Here is a 19,572-nt window from a genome sequence, read left to right as displayed (position 1 = left end):
CTCTCCCTGCCCCTTTTCTTGGGAGAGGCTTCTTATCATTATGGAAAACTATTACACCTCCTCTACCCTACTCCTCCCATTGGCAGCACTAAGCCTCGTTTCTTGCAACAGCCAAAAGAAAGAAGAAGTCAGACAGCCAAACATCATCTTCATGATGACGGATGATCACACCACTCAAGCAATGTCCTGTTATGGAGGAAATCTGATCCAAACTCCTAATATGGATCGGATTGCCAATGAAGGTATTCGCTTTGATAATTGTTACGCTGTCAATGCTCTTTCGGGACCTTCACGCGCTTGCATCCTCACCGGCAAGTTCAGTCACGAGAATGGTTTTACCGATAATGCAAGTACATTCAACGGCGATCAGCAGACATTCCCCAAACTTCTTCAGCAAGCCGGATACCAGACTGCCATGATCGGCAAATGGCACCTCATCAGCGAACCGCAAGGTTTCGACCATTGGAGTATCCTTAGCGGCCAACATGAGCAAGGTGACTATTACGATCCTGATTTCTGGGAAGACGGAAAACATATCGTAGAAAAAGGATATGCTACGGATATTATTACCGACAAAGCAATTAAATTCCTTGAAGGACGGGACAAGAACAAACCGTTCTGCATGATGTATCACCAGAAAGCCCCACACCGTAACTGGATGCCCGCTCCCCGTCATTTAGGCATATTCAATAATACAACTTTCCCGGAACCGGCTAATCTGTTCGACGACTACGAAGGTCGTGGAAGAGCTGCTCGCGAGCAGGATATGTCTATCGAGCACACGTTGACAAACGACTGGGATCTCAAATTGATGACTCGTGAAGAGATGCTGAAAGATACAACCAACCGTCTTTATAGTGTATATAAACGTATGCCTATTGAAGTTCAGGATAAATGGGATTCTGTATACGCCGGGCGCATTGCCGAATACCGCAAAGGTGACTTGAAAGGCAAATCTTTAATCAGCTGGAAATATCAACAATATATGCGCGATTATCTGGCTACGGTTCTGGCAGTAGACGAAAATATCGGCCGACTACTGAATTATCTCGAAAAGATTGGTGAACTGGACAATACAATCATTGTCTATACCTCCGACCAGGGTTTCTTCCTTGGCGAACATGGCTGGTTTGACAAACGCTTCATGTATGAAGAATGTCAGCGCATGCCTCTTATCATCCGTTACCCGAAAGCAATCAAAGCAGGAAGTACCAGTAATGCAATCAGCATGAATGTAGACTTTGCTCCTACCTTCCTCGACTTTGCCGGAGTAGATATCCCGTCAGATATTCAAGGAGCTTCTTTGAAACCGATATTGGTCAACGAAGGCAAAACCCCGGCCGACTGGCGTAAAGCTGCTTATTACCATTATTACGAGTACCCTGCAGAACACTCTGTAAAACGTCACTATGGTATCCGTACACAAGATTTCAAACTGATTCATTTCTACAACGATATTGATGAATGGGAAATGTATGACATGAAAGCTGATCCGAGAGAGATGAACAACGTCTTCGGCAAACCGGAGTATGCTAAAGTACAAAAAGAGCTGATGGAGCTACTTCAGGACACTCAAAAACAGTACAAAGATACTGACCCGGATGAAAAGGAAAAAGTCCTCTTTAAAGGTGATCGCCGACAAATGCAAAACCGCTAAGAGGAGGACATATAAATAAGAATTAATATGCTTCATTATTAGTTTACCGAATAAATTAGATAAAACCATGGATAGAAGAAAGTTTTTAAAAAACACAGGCTGGTCTTTCCTCGGATTGGCAGCTTCAGGCAGTTTGCTGGGTTCTTGCGCAGCTGGAAGCAAAGAAGCAAAAAAGATTATGCCGTCAGCCAGTAATCTCAAAATGTACTGGGGCGACTTACATAACCATTGCAACATCACATACGGACACGGCGACATGCGCGACGCTTTTGAAGCAGCGAAAGGACAATTGGATTTTGTCAGTGTCACTCCTCATGCTATGTGGCCGGATATTCCCGGAGCAGATGATCCCCGCCTGAAATGGGTGATTGATTATCACACAGGAGCTTTCAAACGTTTGCGTGAAGGCGGTTATGAGAAGTACGTAAAAATGACGAATGAATACAACAAAGAAGGTGAGTTCCTTACTTTTGTCGGATACGAGGCCCACAGCATGGAACATGGTGACCATGTTGCATTGAATTATGATCTTGACGCACCGCTTGTAGAATGTACTTCTATCGAAGACTGGAAACAGAAGGCAAAAGGACACAAAGTATTTATCACTCCGCATCACATGGGTTACCAGGGTGGTTATCGTGGTTACAACTGGAAATGCTTTACCGAAGGAGATATTACCCCATTCGTAGAAATGTATTCCCGTCACGGTCTGGCAGAAAGCGATCAGGGAGATTATCCTTATTTACACGATATGGGGCCGCGCCAATGGGAAGGAACCATTCAATATGGTCTTGAATTAGGCAACAAATTCGGTATCATGGCTTCTACCGACCAACATTCCGGTTATCCGGGAAGTTATGGCGACGGTCGTATTGGTGTCATGGCTCCATCATTGACTCGCGACGCTATTTGGGAAGCTCTCCGCACCCGCCACGTATGTGCCGCAACCGGTGATAAAATTATTATAGACTTCTGCCTCAACGACGCTTTCATGGGTGACGTGGTTCGTGGTAACAGCCGCCGTATCTATCTGAACGTCACAGGTGAAAGCTGTATCGACTATGTAGATATTGTCAAGAACGGACAGATTTTAGCTCGCATGAACGGCCCTCTGACTCCGATTGCTCCGGAAGGTGATACGGTACGTTGCAAAGTTAAAGTTGATTTTGGTTGGAATCGTGAAGAGAAATACGTACATTGGCAGGGTAAACTGTCAGTGGACAAAGGACAGATCCATAGTGTAACTCCTTGTTTCCGTGGCGCAGCGTTCACTTCTCCGCAAGAAGGTGAAACTGAATTCCACACGCATGTCAACCGTATTGTATCCGTTGGCGACAAGGAAACCGAACTGGATATGTACAGTAGCAAGAATCCGAATACGACTACAGCAGCCATGCAAGCCGTCATTCTGGATGTGGAAATGCCCAAAGACGGTAAGATCATTGCCGAATTCAATGGCAAGAAGTTTGAACACACATTGGGCGAATTGCTCGAAGGTTCACGTTCACACTTCATGATCGGTTGGTTGAGCGAGGCAATCCTCTTCAATCGCGCTATGCCGGAAAGCTGCTTCACTTTGGAACACTACATGGAAGATAAAGAGCCGCAACGTGATACGGACTACTACTATGTACGCGTTCGCCAACGTGACGGACAATGGGCTTGGAGTTCACCGATTTGGGCAGAAAGAGTGTGATTTTTTTAAGTATTAAGTATTACTTGGTGATATGGAAAAAGAATACGCTATAGGAATTGACCTTGGCGGAACTTCTGTAAAATACGCCCTAATTGATAATGAAGGCGTATTTTACTTTCAAGGGAAGTTACCGTCGAAAGCCGAAGTATCAGCAGAAGCTGTCATCGGACAGTTGGTTACTGCTATCAATGAAGTGAAAGCCTTTGCACAGGAACAAGGCTACAAAATCAATGGTATAGGAATCGGTACACCGGGCATCGTAGATTCTACAAACCGCATAGTTCTGGGAGGTGCGGAAAACATCAACGGTTGGGAAAACATACATCTGGCGGACCGCATTGAAAAGGAAACCGGACTTCCGGCTTTATTGGGAAATGATGCCAATCTGATGGGATTAGGAGAAACAATGTATGGAGCCGGACAGGGAGCCACTCATGTTGTTTTCCTAACAGTAGGAACAGGCATTGGCGGTGCAGTAGTCATCGATGGCAAATTGTTCAACGGTTATGCCAACCGGGGGACAGAACTGGGGCACGTGCCTCTCATTGCCAATGGCGAACCTTGTGCCTGTGGTTCCGTCGGCTGTCTGGAACATTATGCTTCCACTTCTGCTTTGGTACGCCGTTTCAGTCAACGGATAATAGACGCAGGTATCTCCTACCCGAATGAAGAGATTAATGGAGAACTGATCGTCCGCCTTTACAAACAAGGAGATAAGATTGCACAACTATCGCTGGAAGAACACTGTGATTTTCTGGGACATGGAATTGCAGGATTCATTAATATCTTCAGCCCTCAAAAGATTGTGATCGGTGGAGGACTTTCCGAAGCCGGAGACTTTTATATTCAGAAAGTAAGCGAAAAAGCCCACAGTTACGCTATCCCCGACTGTGCCGTGAATACTCAAATCATAGCTGCCGCTCTTGGAAACAAGGCCGGAAGTATTGGAGCCGCTTCACTCTTTTTCAAATGAAAACAAAAATAAATGATAGTTGATAGCTGATAAATGATAGTTAGTAAATGAAAGTTATCCCAACATACAAATACTCAATCATCAATTAATTATCAACTTCCATCTATCAGTTATCATTTATCAACTATCAACTATTTAAGATTATGAGAAAAAATTTAGGGATGCTGGCGCTGATTATGGCGTTCTGGTTTACCATCTCGTTTATCACCAATATTCTAGGGCCACTCATTCCGGATATTATCCACAACTTCAATCTAAGTGACCTGGCAATGGCGGGATTTATCCCGACTTCTTTCTTCCTGGCCTATGCCATCATGTCTATCCCTGCCGGATTGCTCATCGACCGTTTCGGTGAAAAGCCGGTATTATTCGGTGGATTTCTGATGCCGTTCATCGGCACCATCTTATTTGCCTGCATGCACACGTATCCGATGTTATTGGCTTCTTCTTTCATCATCGGACTGGGAATGGCCATGTTACAAACGGTATTGAATCCACTCCAACGCACTGTAGGAGGAGAAGAAAACTATGCATTTATCGCCGAACTGGCACAGTTCATGTTTGGCATTGCTTCTTTCCTAAGTCCTCTGGTATATACTTATCTAATTCGTGAACTTGATCCGGCAACATATACAGCAGGTAAGGGTTTCTTTATCGACCTGTTGGCCGATGTCACTCCACGGGAAATGCCGTGGGTATCTCTTTATTGGGTATTTACAATCCTACTATTGGTCATGCTGATAGCTGTCGGTGTATCCCGTTTTCCCAAGATCGAGTTGAAAGAAGACGAGAAAAGCGGGTCTAAAGATTCATATCTGGCTTTATTCAAACAGAAATATGTATGGCTGTTTTTCCTGGGAATTTTCTGCTATGTAAGTACGGAACAGGGAACTTCAATCTTCATGAGTACTTTCCTGGAACAATACCATGGAGTTAACCCACAAACAGACGGTGCACAGGCCGTAAGCTATTTCTGGGGATTGATGACAGCCGGTTGTCTGGTAGGTATGATTCTGCTCAAGTTAATTGACAGTAAACGATTGTTGCAAATTTCCGGAATTCTGACGATCATCCTATTATTATCGGCATTGTTCGGAAGTAAAGAAGTATCCATGCTTGCTTTCCCTGCTGTTGGATTCAGCATCTCCATGATGTATTCCATCGTATTCTCATTGGCACTGAACTCTGCGTCACAGCACCACGGTTCATTCGCAGGTATACTATGCTCGGCAATTGTAGGTGGTGCCGGTGGTCCGATGATTGTAAGTACACTGGCAGACGCTACATCACTCCGTACGGGTATGCTCTTTATCCTTGTTTTTGTAGGATATATCACCTTTATCGGTTTCTGGGCACGTCCACTGATTAATAACAAGACTGTTCGTCCGAAAGATTTGTTCAAACAACGCTGAATAACAAAGCGATGAATAATAAAAGCAAAGTTATATGATGAAACAACGAATATCTATTTTTCTCTTATTCACCCTTCTGCTATTCGCCAATGGATATGCACAAAAAGGAATCATGCGTCTGACTCAACAGACCTTGATGCATGAAGTTCGCGAAACGCCTTCGCCTCTGGACGGACAGCATATTACTGTCAATCCCCCACGTTTTATGTGGCCGGATAAGTTCCCGCACCTCGGTGCTGTATTGGACGGAGTTGAAGAAGAGGACTACAAACCCGAAGTAACCTACCGTATCCGTATTGCACGCGACCCCGAATTCAAATCGGAAGTGATTACCGCCGAAAGAAAATGGGCCTTTTTCAACCCATTCAAACTCTTTGAAAAAGGGAAATGGTATTGGCAACATGCCTACGTTGACAAAGAAGGAAAAGAAGAATGGTCACCTGTTTATCATTTTTATATAGACGAACACATACGTGCATTCAACCCTCCTTCTCTACAGGAAGTATTAACCAAATTGCCCAAGACCCATCCCCGCATCTTGCTTGATGCCGAAGATTGGGATAATATCATCGAACGGAATAAAAACAATCCGGAGGCACAGGCTTATATCCGAAAAGCCGATAAATGCCTGAACCACCCGCTGAAACATCTGGAGGAAGAAATTGATACAACCCAGGTTGTCAAGTTGACAAACATTGTTCAATATCGTTCTGCCCTGATTCGGGAAAGTCGTAAGATTGTAGACCGTGAAGAAGCAAATATCGAAGCCATGGTACGCGCTTACCTGCTAACGAAAGACGAGGTATACTACAAAGAAGGTATTAAGCGTCTTTCCGAAATTCTTTCCTGGAAAAACAGTAAGTACTTTGCTGGAGATTTCAATCGTTCTACTATTCTGTCCATGAGCACTTCAGCGTATGATGCATGGTACAATCTGTTGACTCCGAATGAGAGAAAACTACTCCTAAGAACGATTCGTGACAATGGAAAGAAGTTCTATCATGAATATGTCAATCACTTGGAAAACCGCATTGCTGATAATCATGTCTGGCAAATGACTTTCCGTATCTTGAATATGGCGGCATTTGCTACGTATGACGAACTCCCGATGGCTTCCACCTGGGTGGATTATTGCTACAATGAATGGGTATCCCGTCTGCCGGGCCTCAACGCGGATGGAGGATGGCACAATGGTGATTCTTATTTCCAGGTCAATCTTCGCACATTGATTGAAGTTCCCGCTTTCTACTCCCGTATCAGTGGATTCGATTTCTTCGCTGATCCGTGGTATAACAACAATGCATTTTACGTCATCTACCAGCAGCCTCCATTCTCCAAATCTGCCGGACAAGGCAATTCACATGAAAGCAAAATGAAGCCGAACGGTACACGAGTAGGTTATGCGGATGCCTTGGCACGTGAATGTAATAATCCGTGGGCGGCCGCTTATGTACATACCATTCTGCAAAAGGAACCGGATATCATGGAAAAAACTTTCCTCGGAAAATCCGGAGACTTGACCTGGTATCGTTGTACAACCAAGAAAGCTCTCCCCAAAGAAGGACATACTCTTGCCGAACTACCCATGGCGAAAGTATTCAATGAAACGGGAATCGGTACGATGAATACCTCTTTGGGAGATATAGATAATAATGCCATGTTATCGTTCCGCTCCAGTTCTTATGGTTCCACTTCCCATGCACTGGCCAATCAGAATGCTTTTAATACATTCTATGGAGGTAAAGCCATTTTTTACAGCAGCGGACATCGTACAGGTTTTACAGACGATCATTGTATGTATTCTTACCGTAACACCCGTGCACACAACAGCATTTTGGTAAATGGAATGACTCAAAAGATTGGAACGGAAGGATATGGCTGGATTCCGCGTTGGTATGAAGGAGAAAAAATCGCTTATATGGTAGGAGATGCTTCCAATGCTTATGGTAAAGTGACTTCTCCCCTATGGCTAAAACGTGGCGAACTATCCGGTACGCAATATACGCCTGAAAAAGGATGGGATGAGAACAAACTGAATATGTTCCGCCGCCATATTATCCAACTGGGAAGTAGCGGAGTTTTCGTGATTTATGATGAACTGGAAGGAAAGGAGGCTGTTACATGGAGTTACCTTTTACATACTGTAGAATTACCGATGGAAATACAGGAACTGCCCAATGAGGTGAAAGTAACCGGAAGGAATAAAGCCGGTGGTATCTCTGTTGCCCATCTTTTCAGTTCGGCAAAAACGGAACAGGCAATGGTAGATACTTTCTTCTGTGCTCCGACCAACTGGAAAAATGTAACGAATGCACAAGGAAAAGCTGTGAAATATCCTAATCACTGGCATTTCTCTTCTACAACTATTCCTTGCAAAACCGCCCGTTTCCTGACTGTAATGGATACACATGGAGATAACCGTCCGGATATGCAGGTAGTTCGCAAAGGCAATATCATTCAAGTAGGTGACTGGACTATCACTTGCAACCTTACGGAAAAAGGAAAAGCTGCTATCCACGTTAGTAATAAAGTGGAGAAAGTTTCCTTAAACTACGATGCCGGTAAAAAGGAAGGTGCAACGACGGTAACAGATCAGGTGAAAGGGAAACAGATTAATAAAGTCCTGACAGACTATTTACCGGATTTTGAGATTTAATCTCCCCCCCCAAAAAAACTGTCCCGTTATTCAATCTTCTATAAATTGAATAGCGGGATATTTTTTATAGAGAATAAAAGATAAAGAACAGAGTATAAAGTACATGATCCTATGAATTGTAACCAAGAAGAGTTCTCTCTACAAACATATACTCCTTTAAAAACGTTATATTTGCAGAGTAAAATAAATTAAGAAAGAACAATGAAATATATCGGAGCACACGTTAGCGCCTCTGGTGGCGTAGAGTTCGCACCCATTAATGCGCATGAAATAGGAGCAAATGCTTTTGCGTTATTCACCAAGAATCAACGTCAATGGGTAAGTAAACCTCTAACAGAAGAAAGTATCAGTCTCTTCAAAGAGAATTGTGAGAAATATGGTTTCCAACCGGAATATATCCTTCCACATGACAGTTACCTTATCAATCTGGGGCATCCGGAGGAAGAGGGACTTCAAAAAAGTCGTGCCGCTTTTCTGGATGAAATGCAACGTTGTGAGCAACTTGGATTGAAGCTTTTAAATTTCCACCCCGGTAGCTCTCTCAATAAAATATCAACAGAAGATTGCCTGTCGCTTATTGCAGAAAGCATTAATCTCGCTTTAGAAAAAACAAAAGGAGTAACAGCTGTTATTGAAAACACAGCCGGGCAAGGCAGTAATTTAGGAAGCGAATTCTGGCAATTGAAATATATCATTGATCGGGTAAACGATAAGAACCGGGTAGGTGTTTGTCTCGATACCTGCCATACCTATACCGCTGGTTACGATATTGTCAATGAATATGATAAGGTATTTGATGAATTTGATAAAGAAGTCGGATTCAACTACCTCCGTGGTATGCACTTGAATGATTCTAAAAAAGCATTAGGCACCCATGTTGACCGCCACGACAGCATTGGTGAAGGATTGATTGGCAAAGCTTTTTTTGAAAGATTGATGCAAGATTCCAGATTTGATAATATACCGTTAATACTCGAAACTCCGGATGAAAGTAAATGGAAAGAAGAAATTGCATGGTTAAGAAGTATGGAATAAAAGATTAGAAAATACAAGTTATAGAACATATTTTGAAAAAATATTCAACTATTTTATGGTTGTGTTGAATATTATATATATCTTTGTACCCGTAAGCCTTTGAACTTCAAAGAACTTACGGGTTTCTTTTAAAAACAAAACGAACTAAAGTATCGCATAAACAAAAACTATTAGATATGAGAAGATTTTGGTTAGCATGCACAATGGTAATTGTAGTGGGTATAAGCAGTTGTGTGGATAGTGATAAAGACTTATACCAAGAAGCTCCAGGGGCAGAAATTAACACCTCTAATTTTTCTACTATACAAAAAGTACAAGTAGAAATTGATTATTCCGATTCCGAATCAAGAGTTCCTTTTTCCATTTATGATGGAAATCCATTGATTGAAGGTGAAAACACCACCATTCTAAAAGAAAACGTTCAGGCATTAGATGGTGCATGGACAGATGAACAAGGTAAATTCACCGCAACGGTTGAATTGCCGGCTTATGTATCTAATGTGTATATCGTTTCTACATCACCTTTTGCCAGACAGGCAATACCAGCAAAAATAGTTAATGGTGTTTTGAAAGTATCAGACACAGATGAACAACTTACTACCAGAGCATCTTATAGAGAATCAACCTCATTTGATAAAAACAGATTTAAGAATCTAGGATGGAATACTAATCTCGGTTCATTCGACGATCGCAGTGGAGTTATTAATTACGCTTATAAAGGTAATGATCCTAAACTCACTTTAAGTAAATCTGAAATGAAAGAATTACGTACTACTGTAAGTAAGGTATTGAATACATTAGGAAGTTGTCCAGAGGAATATCGTACTCAAGCCGACTTATATGTAGAGGAAGATGAAACAGCCGTAGTACTAACTGCATTAAGAGGATGGACCTGTTGGAACAGTTCATTAGGCTACTACTATTACAGATACGATCAAGCTCCTGCCAGTCTGAAAGACGTAAAAGTATATGCTGTATTCCCCAATACTCAAATGACCTGGAATAATGGAAGCCTTCAAGCCTCTCCCCAAGGTATAAAAGAAGGTACAGCTGTACAACTAAAATATTTTGATGATCCGGAATATCCAAAAGGCAAGAACTTCCCCAAAGGATACTACATTGGTTTTATTCTCGCTTGCAACGCATGGAACACCTATTTTACAGGTTTCAACAGTTATACTCTAACCGAAGGATTTTATGCCAGTTCCACAAAAGGATTTAGTACTAAAGTTAATAGCGGTATAGATGTACGTACAGCTATGTTTAAAGATAAAAACAGTAACATTGCTATCGCCTTTGAAGATTTCATGGATGATCAGAATTTTACAGATGTTGTATTCTCATTAAAAGCCAATCCTGAAATCACTAATGTTCCTCCTGTAGATGAAGACTTAAATACAACTATTAAAAAGACAGGTGTATACGCATTTGAAGATGAATGGCCTAAAGCTGGTGATTACGATATGAATGACGTATTGGTTCAGTATACTTATCAAAAAGTATTCAATATATTCAATGAAATCTTAAGCGAGTCATTTACATTTAAAACTTTATATAATAAATCGACTGTATTTACTAACGGATTAGGTTTCATTCTTTCAAATGAGGGAAATGCACAGTCAACTGAATACTTTATTAGAAAAGAAAATGAAAAGGACTTTACTGTAGCTTCGGGAGCTGACAAATTTACTCGTGAAAGCAATGCAATTATATTGACAGATAATGTTAAAACAAACCCAAATGCCGAATATAAAGTAACATTCAAATACGGAGATAAAAACTCGAATAAAAAGCAGGAAACATCAATCGATGCATTCATATACCGTCCTAGTAAAGAAGGTAATCGCTTGGAAGTTCATTGTCCTATGAAGAAACCAACTTCTAAAGTCGATACTTCTCTCTTCGGACAATATGAAGACTGTTCTAAACCTAATGAAGGCATTTACTATGTATCGAATCAAGAGAATATTTATCCTTTTGCATTCTATTTGTCAAATGCCAATGCTAATGATATTGCAGAACTAAAGAACTTCGATAAAAACGAGAAGAAGTCTATCAGCGAAATCTATCCTAAATTTATAGACTGGGCTAAATATGGTACAAACGCCGATTGGTATAAGAAAAAATAAGTACTTAATATACTGAAACAAGAATAGCTGGAAGAATCTCTCTTTCAGCTATTTTTGTATATATCAAAGGATAAGAGCCAGACACTTAATAAATATTCGCCATACTGACTAAAGGTTCATACAGTTTCTCTATATCCTGCGAATCCATCTCTATTTGCACCTGATCGCCGGGCATTAATGTCTGCCCTTTAGGAGGCAAATTCTTCCGGTCACGATGAACATTAATTATCACACAACGCTCCGGTAAACGAAGTTCATCTACTATTTTCCCGTCTAAATAAGAGCCGCTCATTATTTCTACAGACAATGTGTAACGCGGTTCTTCCTTAAATGCAGGCGAATGAATCATATCGTCATACAAAATAACATTGAACGGTTTAATTTGAAGCATTTCCGTAAAATAATAAGTTAATCCGCCTACAACAATAGAAGGATAAAAGACTTCCAAATGTCCCGTAATCTCGGTTATTAGTACAATGGCTGTCAAAGGGGTACGGATTACTGCAACAAGGAATGCAGACATACAAATCAACATGATATAACTAATATTCTCATAAGCAATAACACCCTGTTGAACCATAATTAATCCCACTATTTGTCCAAGAAGTCCTCCCGTCACCAGCGTCGGGATAAAACTTCCTCCCGGTAAACCCGAAGAAAAAGAAAAAGTGCTAAAAACAAAATGCAACAACATCATGCCGACAATCCAGAGAATATGCGTGTCCGGATGCATAGCTTGTGATAATAAGAACTGCTCCCCTCCTCCGGTCAGATTAAACTCAGCCATAGAAATCAGAAAAGCTATAAAAAGCAAATACAACATCTTTACGTATTCCGGATGCTTAATAGCAGGGTAAATACGTTTCACTTGAAGAGTGGTGACAGAAAAGAACTTTCCAAAAACAGAAACCACTGCTGCCAGCAAAAGAAACAATTTCACTTGCCCCCAGAAAGTCATCCCCGGTACAACAGCATCAATATGAAAATAAGGATTGATCGGGAAAATCCAACTGGCAACTCCACCTGCCACTACTCCTGCCAAAAGAGTGGTAATAGCTGTTTTAGGTGCATCGAATCGCTCGATAGATTCGATCACCAACAATGATGAAGCCAATGGGGCAGCAAAAGCAGCAGCTAACCCGGCACCGGCGCCGGCAGACAATAGTTGTTTCCGTTCACCACTAAGCACCCTCCCCCATTTGGATACCAAATATCCAACATACGAACCTATTTGCACGGAGGGACCTTCACGCCCCAAAGATAATCCAGTACTTAATGCAAGTATTCCACCTACAAACTTTGCCACCAATTCCAGAAAAGGATGTTTATAATCAACCCTGCCATTGATAACTCCACGTGTTTGCGGAATACCCCCACCGGTAATAAGCGGCATTTTCTTTACCAACCAGGATACGAATACAAGTATTCCCCACATCAAAAGAAAAAGAGGTATGTACCAATACCATTTGGGACGAGAATCAAAGAAATCGTGACGGAGATTAAAGAAAAACTGTAATAAGTAATGATAAGGCACAGCCACAAGTCCTGTCAGTAATCCTACGAAGATACTGACAAAGTACAGTCGGGCATCAATCAACTTCAGTTTAAAAATGCGCCAACGACCTTTATCTTTTATCTTTTTTATCAGTCGAAACATTCAGCCAGCCTTACATTGTTTTTATACGTAGGACATACAACAATCAAAACCCTGCTGTGGTTTTCAAACTAATGAAGATTTAATTTCTAATTATTTTCCCATCATATTCAAACGAAGTATAGCATGCACCATAAAGTAAGAACCTAATGCATTATAATCAGTGTCACGAATGGCAGTAGCGGTTATCGTGCGTATCATAGAAATGTCCTGATGAAGAATATCATATATTTTGAAGCGGATTAGTAACTGTTTCCTCTTCAAAAAGGCTTTTGACAGCTGGCAATTCCACATGAAATTTGCTTTGGCATAACCCTCATAACCATATCCGGTACGAAGGAAATAAGTCAGGTCATTATATAACTCCATCCCCCAGGGAAGATAAAGCTGCAATTCGGTTCCTGCCTGATAATCAAAAGTCTCAGTACGCTTCTCCCGTACATCATTATAAGAATTGTTATAAGTCAGACCAACAAGCCCTGTAAGTTCCATTTGGCGGGTACGATAAGTAATCCGTAGACGCTCACGTCCTGTTAAATGCTGTACGGAAGTTTTCACCGGTTCTTCTTTATTCAAGGTTGTATAGCCATTCTGATTCCGGTATTGCAGATAGGAATAAGTACGAAATATCCAGTTACGATTCTTAAAAGGGGTATTGAGAGAAAAAGAACCCATGGCCCGCCAATTACCATTCATATTGACCGGAGATGTAGTTCGTACACCGGTTTCACTATCATAAGTCACCTGATTGGTTACATTGTTAATAGTATTCTCGAACAAAGCGGTAGCTACGATATTTCGCTGATGTTTGGTATTATAAGAATTGAAATTCAACGTAAAAGTATTCATATATGAAGGCTTCAACGAAGGATTTCCGACACGGATATTCAAAGGGTTGGTACGGTCGGTCACAGGTTGGAGATCACGTATGTTAGGCTGTTTCCCTTTTCCCCTATACACAATTTGCAAACGGGTGCGTTTTGAAAACTTATAGCGGAAATTGACAGTAGGCGAAAAATTCATGACCGATCTTTCCAACTGATCTTCGGGAGCATCAGTCAACAATGAATGGCTAACAGACTTTTGAGGTTCAAAATCAACACCAATATTATAATTGTACTTTTTTTGCGAGGTACGTATCGCAAGATTTACTAAATGATTACTATATTGATTCTCAAAACGGTTACTGGATTCTTCATCAAAATCGGGAGCAAACTCTTCCAATTCCTTATCCCAGTCATAGACAAAGCGATCGGAATTATTCACTCTATACTGATAACTGTAACGTAGTTGCAGGAAATGCCGCCACGGTAATGGCTCTACATACACCAACTGCACCCGGTAATTGAATCCGTCAACATCATCCTCTATTTTCTGATTCTGAATCTTCTTCGTATTATTTTTGAAGTACCGGGTAGTAGAAAGGTTCGTCCGATCCGTAGCTGAAGCATTAGTACCATAGTCTACCTTCAAAGCAACATTTCTCCCCAGACGACTCAATTTCCGACTAAGCTGCAACATCAGTGCCAGATTATACCGGGAATTATGATTAGTGCCGGAGGACTCTCTCTCATTCAGCAACACATCATTCCCCCACCCTTCCTGGGAGCCATTGTTTTCCCTGTCATTGCTCGAGAAGCGATATTGAGGACGGAAAATCAATGTAGTAACAGAATCCATTTTCCATTCAAGAGAAGCATTGGCTACCAGTGCGTGATTCTGCTGCCGGCTATGGCTCATGCCCAGATTGATGGATTTGTCCTCACGGAGAAAGTTGTCGACTGTGGTACGGTTGTCTTCCAAACGATCGGTACCCACATATTGAACATTTGAGCGTAATTTAACGCGCTTCCAGTCATAAGTTGCATTAAGCCCCAATGAGCGGGAAGTAGTCAGTCCCATCCGGCTACGGATATTACCTGTTGAACTGGAAGATTCATTCTGTAATTCCGAGAATCCCTGGTTATTGGTATTATTCAGATTCCCGATAATGGTTAATTGAGAGTTTTCACGAAAACGGTTCAAGGTATTGGCTAATTCATAACGGTCTTTACTTCCATATCCTCCCATAAAATTCTCCATCCAGCCCCGTTTCATATTTTTTTTCACAGACAAGTCCAGAATCATCTCTTCCTCTCCGTCATCTATTCCCGTAAGACGTGCCAAATCTGATTGACGTTCATACGCTCTTAACTTCTCCACCATCTCCACAGGAAGATTTTTAAGAGCGGCTTTCGGATCATCAGAGAAAAACTCTTTACCGTCCACCAAAATCTTTTTTACTTCCTTGCCATGTATCAGCAACTTACCGTCTGCATCTATTTCACCTCCCGGAAGCTGTTTTACCAATTCTTCAAGCATTGAACCTTCGGGAGTACGATAGGCAGAAGCGTTGAATACCGTTGTATCCCCCTCTGTCACCGCCATTGGAGCCTGTCCTACTACCACTGCTTCATCCAAAGCATAACTTTCCGGAGTCAGATTCAGATCCCCCAATTCACAAGAAGAACTTTTGCTGGAAATGGAAACTGGATGAAAAACCTGCTTATATCCGATATATGAAACCTGTAATAATAAAGACTTCGCTTTAGTTGCATGATTAGGAATGGAAACGGAAAGTTGGAATTTACCGATAGCATCCGTAGCACCGCCGCCCAACAATGTACTATCCGGTAAAGCTAAAAGCCGGACCGTAGCAAACGGTACCGGCTGATAGGTTTCAGTATCAATCACACGACCGGAAAAACGCTCTTTGCCGGACTGAGCAAAAACAGTCAAACTAATCAGTAACAAGACATAACAAGTAATCAAACGGTACTGAAAAGAATAAATATGGCTGTCTATGTTCAAATTGTGTTGATTTAGTAAAATAAAACTATAATAAAATAAGCCTAATCTTTATTTCTGGTCCGGACGTGGAGCGCGAGGTCTTTGTCCCTGGTGATGTCCCTGTCCCGGTTTCTGTCCTTTTCTGCGGTCAAACTCTTTCTTAAACTTATTAGCATTCATCTTCTCCTGCTGATAAATCTTCAGAATCTGCTTCTGCGAAAGTATCTTGCTGAATTCATTGTAATACTTTTCACGAACATCCAGCATTTTACGGCTTTGAGTAAACTGATTCCGCAACATGGTCGCAATCTCGTCATCAGTCATGGACGGCCGTTCTTTTTTAGCATTAGCATCTGTTGCCTTAGCTTTTTCTGTTCTCGGCTTGTGATTCATCATACGGCATTCACGCAATTCTTTGAGATATTTTTCATAAACCGGAGTAAACTTGGCAGCTGTTGCATCATCCAGCATCAATGTTTTCACCATCTGGTCCACCTGCATTTGCATCATTTGCTGCTGTGTAGGACGCTGTTTTCTCTCTTTTTTATCTGAATTCTGTGCAGATAAAGTCATCTGGCTTCCCATCAGCAGAACAGCCATAACGACATAAATAAATTTAGTCTTCATAATCTTCACGTTTAAAATAATGATTGAGTTACTTAATTCAAAAATATATCATTTTCAGAGAAGTTGACGAGCTCTTCCAACTCCTCATCCGATAGTTCTTTAATCCATTTATCTACAGGTTCCGTACCATTGGCTAATACTTTCGAAGAAGGTGTTTTAACCTCATCTGCCTGTCTCAAAGATGAAACAAACAGAAATCCGACCCATACTGCTGCTATGGTAATCACCGTAGAAATAATCAGCTTCATGTGAGATTTCCGCTGTTGCTTCACTCCGGCGCGCTCCATCACCTTTCGCTGCACATCCTCGAAGAATCCTTCAGGAGTACGGTAGGGTGTCCGTTTACCAATATCGTCAAAATCAAAATCCTTTTTCATCATTCTATCTGTTTAATATATATTCCTTAATCTTCTCTTTCGCATAGTGGTAATTCACTTTTAGTGTATCCACTTTGCTATCCAGTACACGGGCAATCTCTTCATATTCAAGTTCATCGTAATAACGTAAGTTGAATACAAGCCGTTGCTTTTCAGGCAAACTTAGAATGGCCTCCTGAAACTTCACTGCCAGCTCATTTTCATAATCAATATAATCGGAAGCCTTCAACTTGCCCATCAACTCTTCTTGAACATCTTCTGCAGAAACAACTCCCTCATCTTTACGACCGTTCAGCAAGCGTAAACTCTCATTCGTGGCAATCCGGTAAATCCAGGTTGACAGTGAACTTTCTTCGCGAAACTGATCGATATGCCGGAACACCCGGATAAAGACTTCCTGAAGCACATCCTCCGCATCTTCATGAGATACGACCAGTCTACGGATATAATTATATATCGGTACCTGAAAAGAGTCCATCAACATCTTGAATCCCCGTTCGCGATTCGAGGCACAAGCTTCACGAATTTTATTCTCGTTTATCATCAATTCTTTTTCTGAGCTTTATTAGTTAGAACGAGGAAGAACAAGGAAGTTAAATACAGGAATCCGCATTTTGCATTTATTAACAAAAAGAGTAAGAGAGAAGCTGCGCATAAGATATAAAAAGTGCCTCCATATCCTTTGTAAAGGCGATGAAGGCACTTTTAGTAGTTTATCTATAAGTTGTAAACAAGAAAATGATTACCAGAACTTATTGTGTTCTACACTATATTCAAAGCCCACGGCTTTCAACTGATTCACTAATTCATCCTTGTCCACATTCATATCTTCACAAAGTTCGTCAAGTGAAGAATAACAATCACGTAACTTCATATTGATGACGCTGAACAACATCATCGGATCTTTTGGTAATTCCATAACATACAATCTTTTAAACCGGATGCAAAGGTACAGCAATCTCATTGAATGACAAAACAAATCAATCACCTATTTCTTCTATCTTCAAAGAGATCTTTTCTATCAGTTTACTGATTTCCTCTTCCAATGGGATCACGTTGAAGTCCTTCCAAAAGTTCTCATCATATTTGAAACAGGTGTCGGAGAAGATGGTACGGGTAGGCAATCTGTCTGTACGGGGAAATACGACCACTTGTTCGGTATCCACCTTGCAAGTAATCATCTCAAACCAGATATGAAGATCCCGGCTGCTGAACAGCATTTTTGCCCGTTTCACTTTGAAATGAAGATCTCCACGGATATGGTGTATGTAATAAGTCCCTTGCCACGGTTTGTAAGAAATAGTATATACCACCTTTTGAGGAATCATCCGCACGTTACGCGTACGCCTTTCGACAAACATACCTGCCGCATTCTTCACATATACAGGATGAATTTCCAGACGGGCTTGCAATAGAGCACTTGTCTCGGAATCAAGAAATAGCTCTCCACAAAAAAGAGGTTCGCTGATTCCCTTTTTCTGTTCAAAATGCACCACATTTACAAATCGGTCCTCTAAAAACGTTACTCCTTCTGAAGTATAGTCATAAATACCCTTCTCTACACTAGGAGTCAGGAACTCGGGCATATCTTTGATGATATCCATCTGGATACAGGCCTGAATTCCGGATTTTACTTTTACAAGCAAGCTGTCTTTTGCTTCTACATTACTTAGCCGGCTCATCTTCAACAACTTCACCTGATCCGGTACAGAAGAATATGAGGATGTCTTATAAACCTTAAACACAGCTTCTGACAAGTTTTGAAATTTGTTTTTCAACTGAACTCCTTCACGATAAAAAGTAGTCAGATATACCGGAGTATGCGAATAGTTCTTATTCCGCCGCTCAATCATTTCACGCAAAAGTTTCTTTGGATCACTTCGACGAATCACCACTTCCTGCAAAGGGACAACTTTAGGTTCGAGACTAAGTATATTGTGCCGTCCAATCAGCAAAGCAAACTCTATGTCCTGTGAAAGATAACCTATATGAGAAAAAGTAATCGAATCATTTTTCAAAGAATCGGGTAAAGACAGTTTAAAATCTCCATTCTGATTCGTTATACTGCCAATAGATGTTCCTCGCACTCCAACAGTAGCAGAAGAGATAGGTATTCCTGTCTCCTTATCCAGCAAAGTACCGATAATGACAAAGTTTGTTATCTGTTCCGGAACAAAATCTTGTTGCACACGTACCTTTTTCTCCGAAGGGAGAGTAATCAGGATGTGAGTGCCCATCACTTGAAACTCCAGACTGGTATTTCCTACGATGTCATACACTGCCTGACGAATGGAACGTTCGCCTCCCTTTATCTTCACTACTGCATCATTATCAATGACTTTACTATCATAAATAAACATATATCCCGACTGTTGAGAGACATCACTCAACAATGAATAAACAGTACCTTTTATCTTGGGAAGTCTGACTATACGCTCCAGCACATCACTTCCATCCGCTCTCATCATATCAACGAAGAAGAAGAGTATCAGCAGAATGGACAGATAATGATAAGCCTGTTTCATTT

Annotated in this window: 14 protein-coding genes; 7 read left to right on the top strand and 7 right to left on the bottom strand. The window is 41.2% G+C overall.

The features are described from left to right. Positions 1-40 precede the first annotated feature (40 nt). The 7 genes from Bovatus_RS23820 to Bovatus_RS23790 all read left to right on the top strand — a co-directional run bounded on the left by Bovatus_RS23820 (position 41) and on the right by Bovatus_RS23790 (position 11,558). A complete protein-coding gene (locus Bovatus_RS23820) occupies positions 41-1,657 on the top strand; it encodes a sulfatase family protein (RefSeq protein ID WP_004302186.1) in 1,617 nt (538 codons plus the stop codon). A 67-nt stretch (positions 1,658-1,724) separates the two neighbouring features. Next, the gene (locus Bovatus_RS23815) at positions 1,725-3,353 is read left to right on the top strand and encodes a PHP domain-containing protein (RefSeq protein WP_004302185.1); all 1,629 of its coding nucleotides are present in this window, start codon (positions 1,725-1,727) and stop codon (positions 3,351-3,353) included. Between the two features lie 31 nt (positions 3,354-3,384). After that, entirely contained in the window at positions 3,385-4,326 is a 942-nt protein-coding gene (locus Bovatus_RS23810) for an ROK family protein (RefSeq protein ID WP_004302184.1), read from the top strand. A gap of 143 nt (positions 4,327-4,469) precedes the next feature. Then, positions 4,470-5,738 carry a sugar MFS transporter gene (locus Bovatus_RS23805; protein WP_004302183.1) on the top strand — a complete coding sequence of 423 codons (1,269 nt, stop codon included), beginning with the start codon at positions 4,470-4,472 and terminating at the stop codon, positions 5,736-5,738. 34 nt (positions 5,739-5,772) lie between these two features. Continuing rightward, positions 5,773-8,394: a DUF4962 domain-containing protein gene (locus Bovatus_RS23800; RefSeq protein WP_004302182.1), complete on the top strand. Its 2,622-nt coding sequence runs from the start codon at positions 5,773-5,775 to the stop codon at positions 8,392-8,394. Positions 8,395-8,595: 201 nt separating this feature from the next. Then, a complete protein-coding gene (gene nfo / locus Bovatus_RS23795; RefSeq protein WP_004302181.1) occupies positions 8,596-9,429 on the top strand; it encodes a deoxyribonuclease IV in 834 nt (277 codons plus the stop codon). 176 nt (positions 9,430-9,605) lie between these two features. Beyond that, positions 9,606-11,558 carry an LruC domain-containing protein gene (locus tag Bovatus_RS23790; protein WP_052588027.1) on the top strand — a complete coding sequence of 651 codons (1,953 nt, stop codon included), beginning with the start codon at positions 9,606-9,608 and terminating at the stop codon, positions 11,556-11,558. Positions 11,559-11,643: 85 nt separating this feature from the next. Here the strand turns inward: Bovatus_RS23790 and Bovatus_RS23785 are convergent, their stop codons facing one another. The 7 genes from Bovatus_RS23785 to Bovatus_RS23755 form a co-directional block, all read right to left on the bottom strand. Further along, the gene (locus tag Bovatus_RS23785; RefSeq protein WP_004302179.1) at positions 11,644-13,215 is read right to left on the bottom strand and encodes a ClC family H(+)/Cl(-) exchange transporter; all 1,572 of its coding nucleotides are present in this window, start codon (positions 13,213-13,215) and stop codon (positions 11,644-11,646) included. Between the two features lie 90 nt (positions 13,216-13,305). Further along, positions 13,306-16,062 (bottom strand): outer membrane beta-barrel protein, encoded by a 2,757-nt coding sequence (locus Bovatus_RS23780; RefSeq protein WP_052588026.1) that lies wholly within the window; start codon positions 16,060-16,062, stop codon positions 13,306-13,308. Positions 16,063-16,110: 48 nt separating this feature from the next. Next, positions 16,111-16,668 (bottom strand): hypothetical protein, encoded by a 558-nt coding sequence (locus Bovatus_RS23775; RefSeq protein ID WP_004302177.1) that lies wholly within the window; start codon positions 16,666-16,668, stop codon positions 16,111-16,113. A gap of 32 nt (positions 16,669-16,700) precedes the next feature. Then, a complete protein-coding gene (locus Bovatus_RS23770) occupies positions 16,701-17,045 on the bottom strand; it encodes a hypothetical protein (RefSeq protein WP_052588046.1) in 345 nt (114 codons plus the stop codon). A 4-nt stretch (positions 17,046-17,049) separates the two neighbouring features. Further along, on the bottom strand, positions 17,050-17,589 hold the full coding sequence (locus tag Bovatus_RS23765) for an RNA polymerase sigma factor (protein ID WP_004302175.1): 540 nt from the start codon (positions 17,587-17,589) through the stop codon (positions 17,050-17,052). Positions 17,590-17,787: 198 nt separating this feature from the next. After that, positions 17,788-17,964, bottom strand: a complete 177-nt coding sequence (locus tag Bovatus_RS23760; RefSeq protein ID WP_004302174.1) for a DUF4250 domain-containing protein — start codon at positions 17,962-17,964, stop codon at positions 17,788-17,790. A gap of 61 nt (positions 17,965-18,025) precedes the next feature. After that, the gene (locus Bovatus_RS23755; protein WP_004302173.1) at positions 18,026-19,570 is read right to left on the bottom strand and encodes a carboxypeptidase-like regulatory domain-containing protein; all 1,545 of its coding nucleotides are present in this window, start codon (positions 19,568-19,570) and stop codon (positions 18,026-18,028) included. Between the last annotated feature and the right edge of the window lie 2 nt (positions 19,571-19,572).

The organism is Bacteroides ovatus, from assembly GCF_001314995.1.
Classification (GTDB): Bacteria; Bacteroidota; Bacteroidia; order Bacteroidales; family Bacteroidaceae; genus Bacteroides; species Bacteroides ovatus.
The sequence above is the reverse complement of the archived record's forward strand: the minus strand, read 5'-3'. Positions and strand labels throughout refer to the sequence as shown.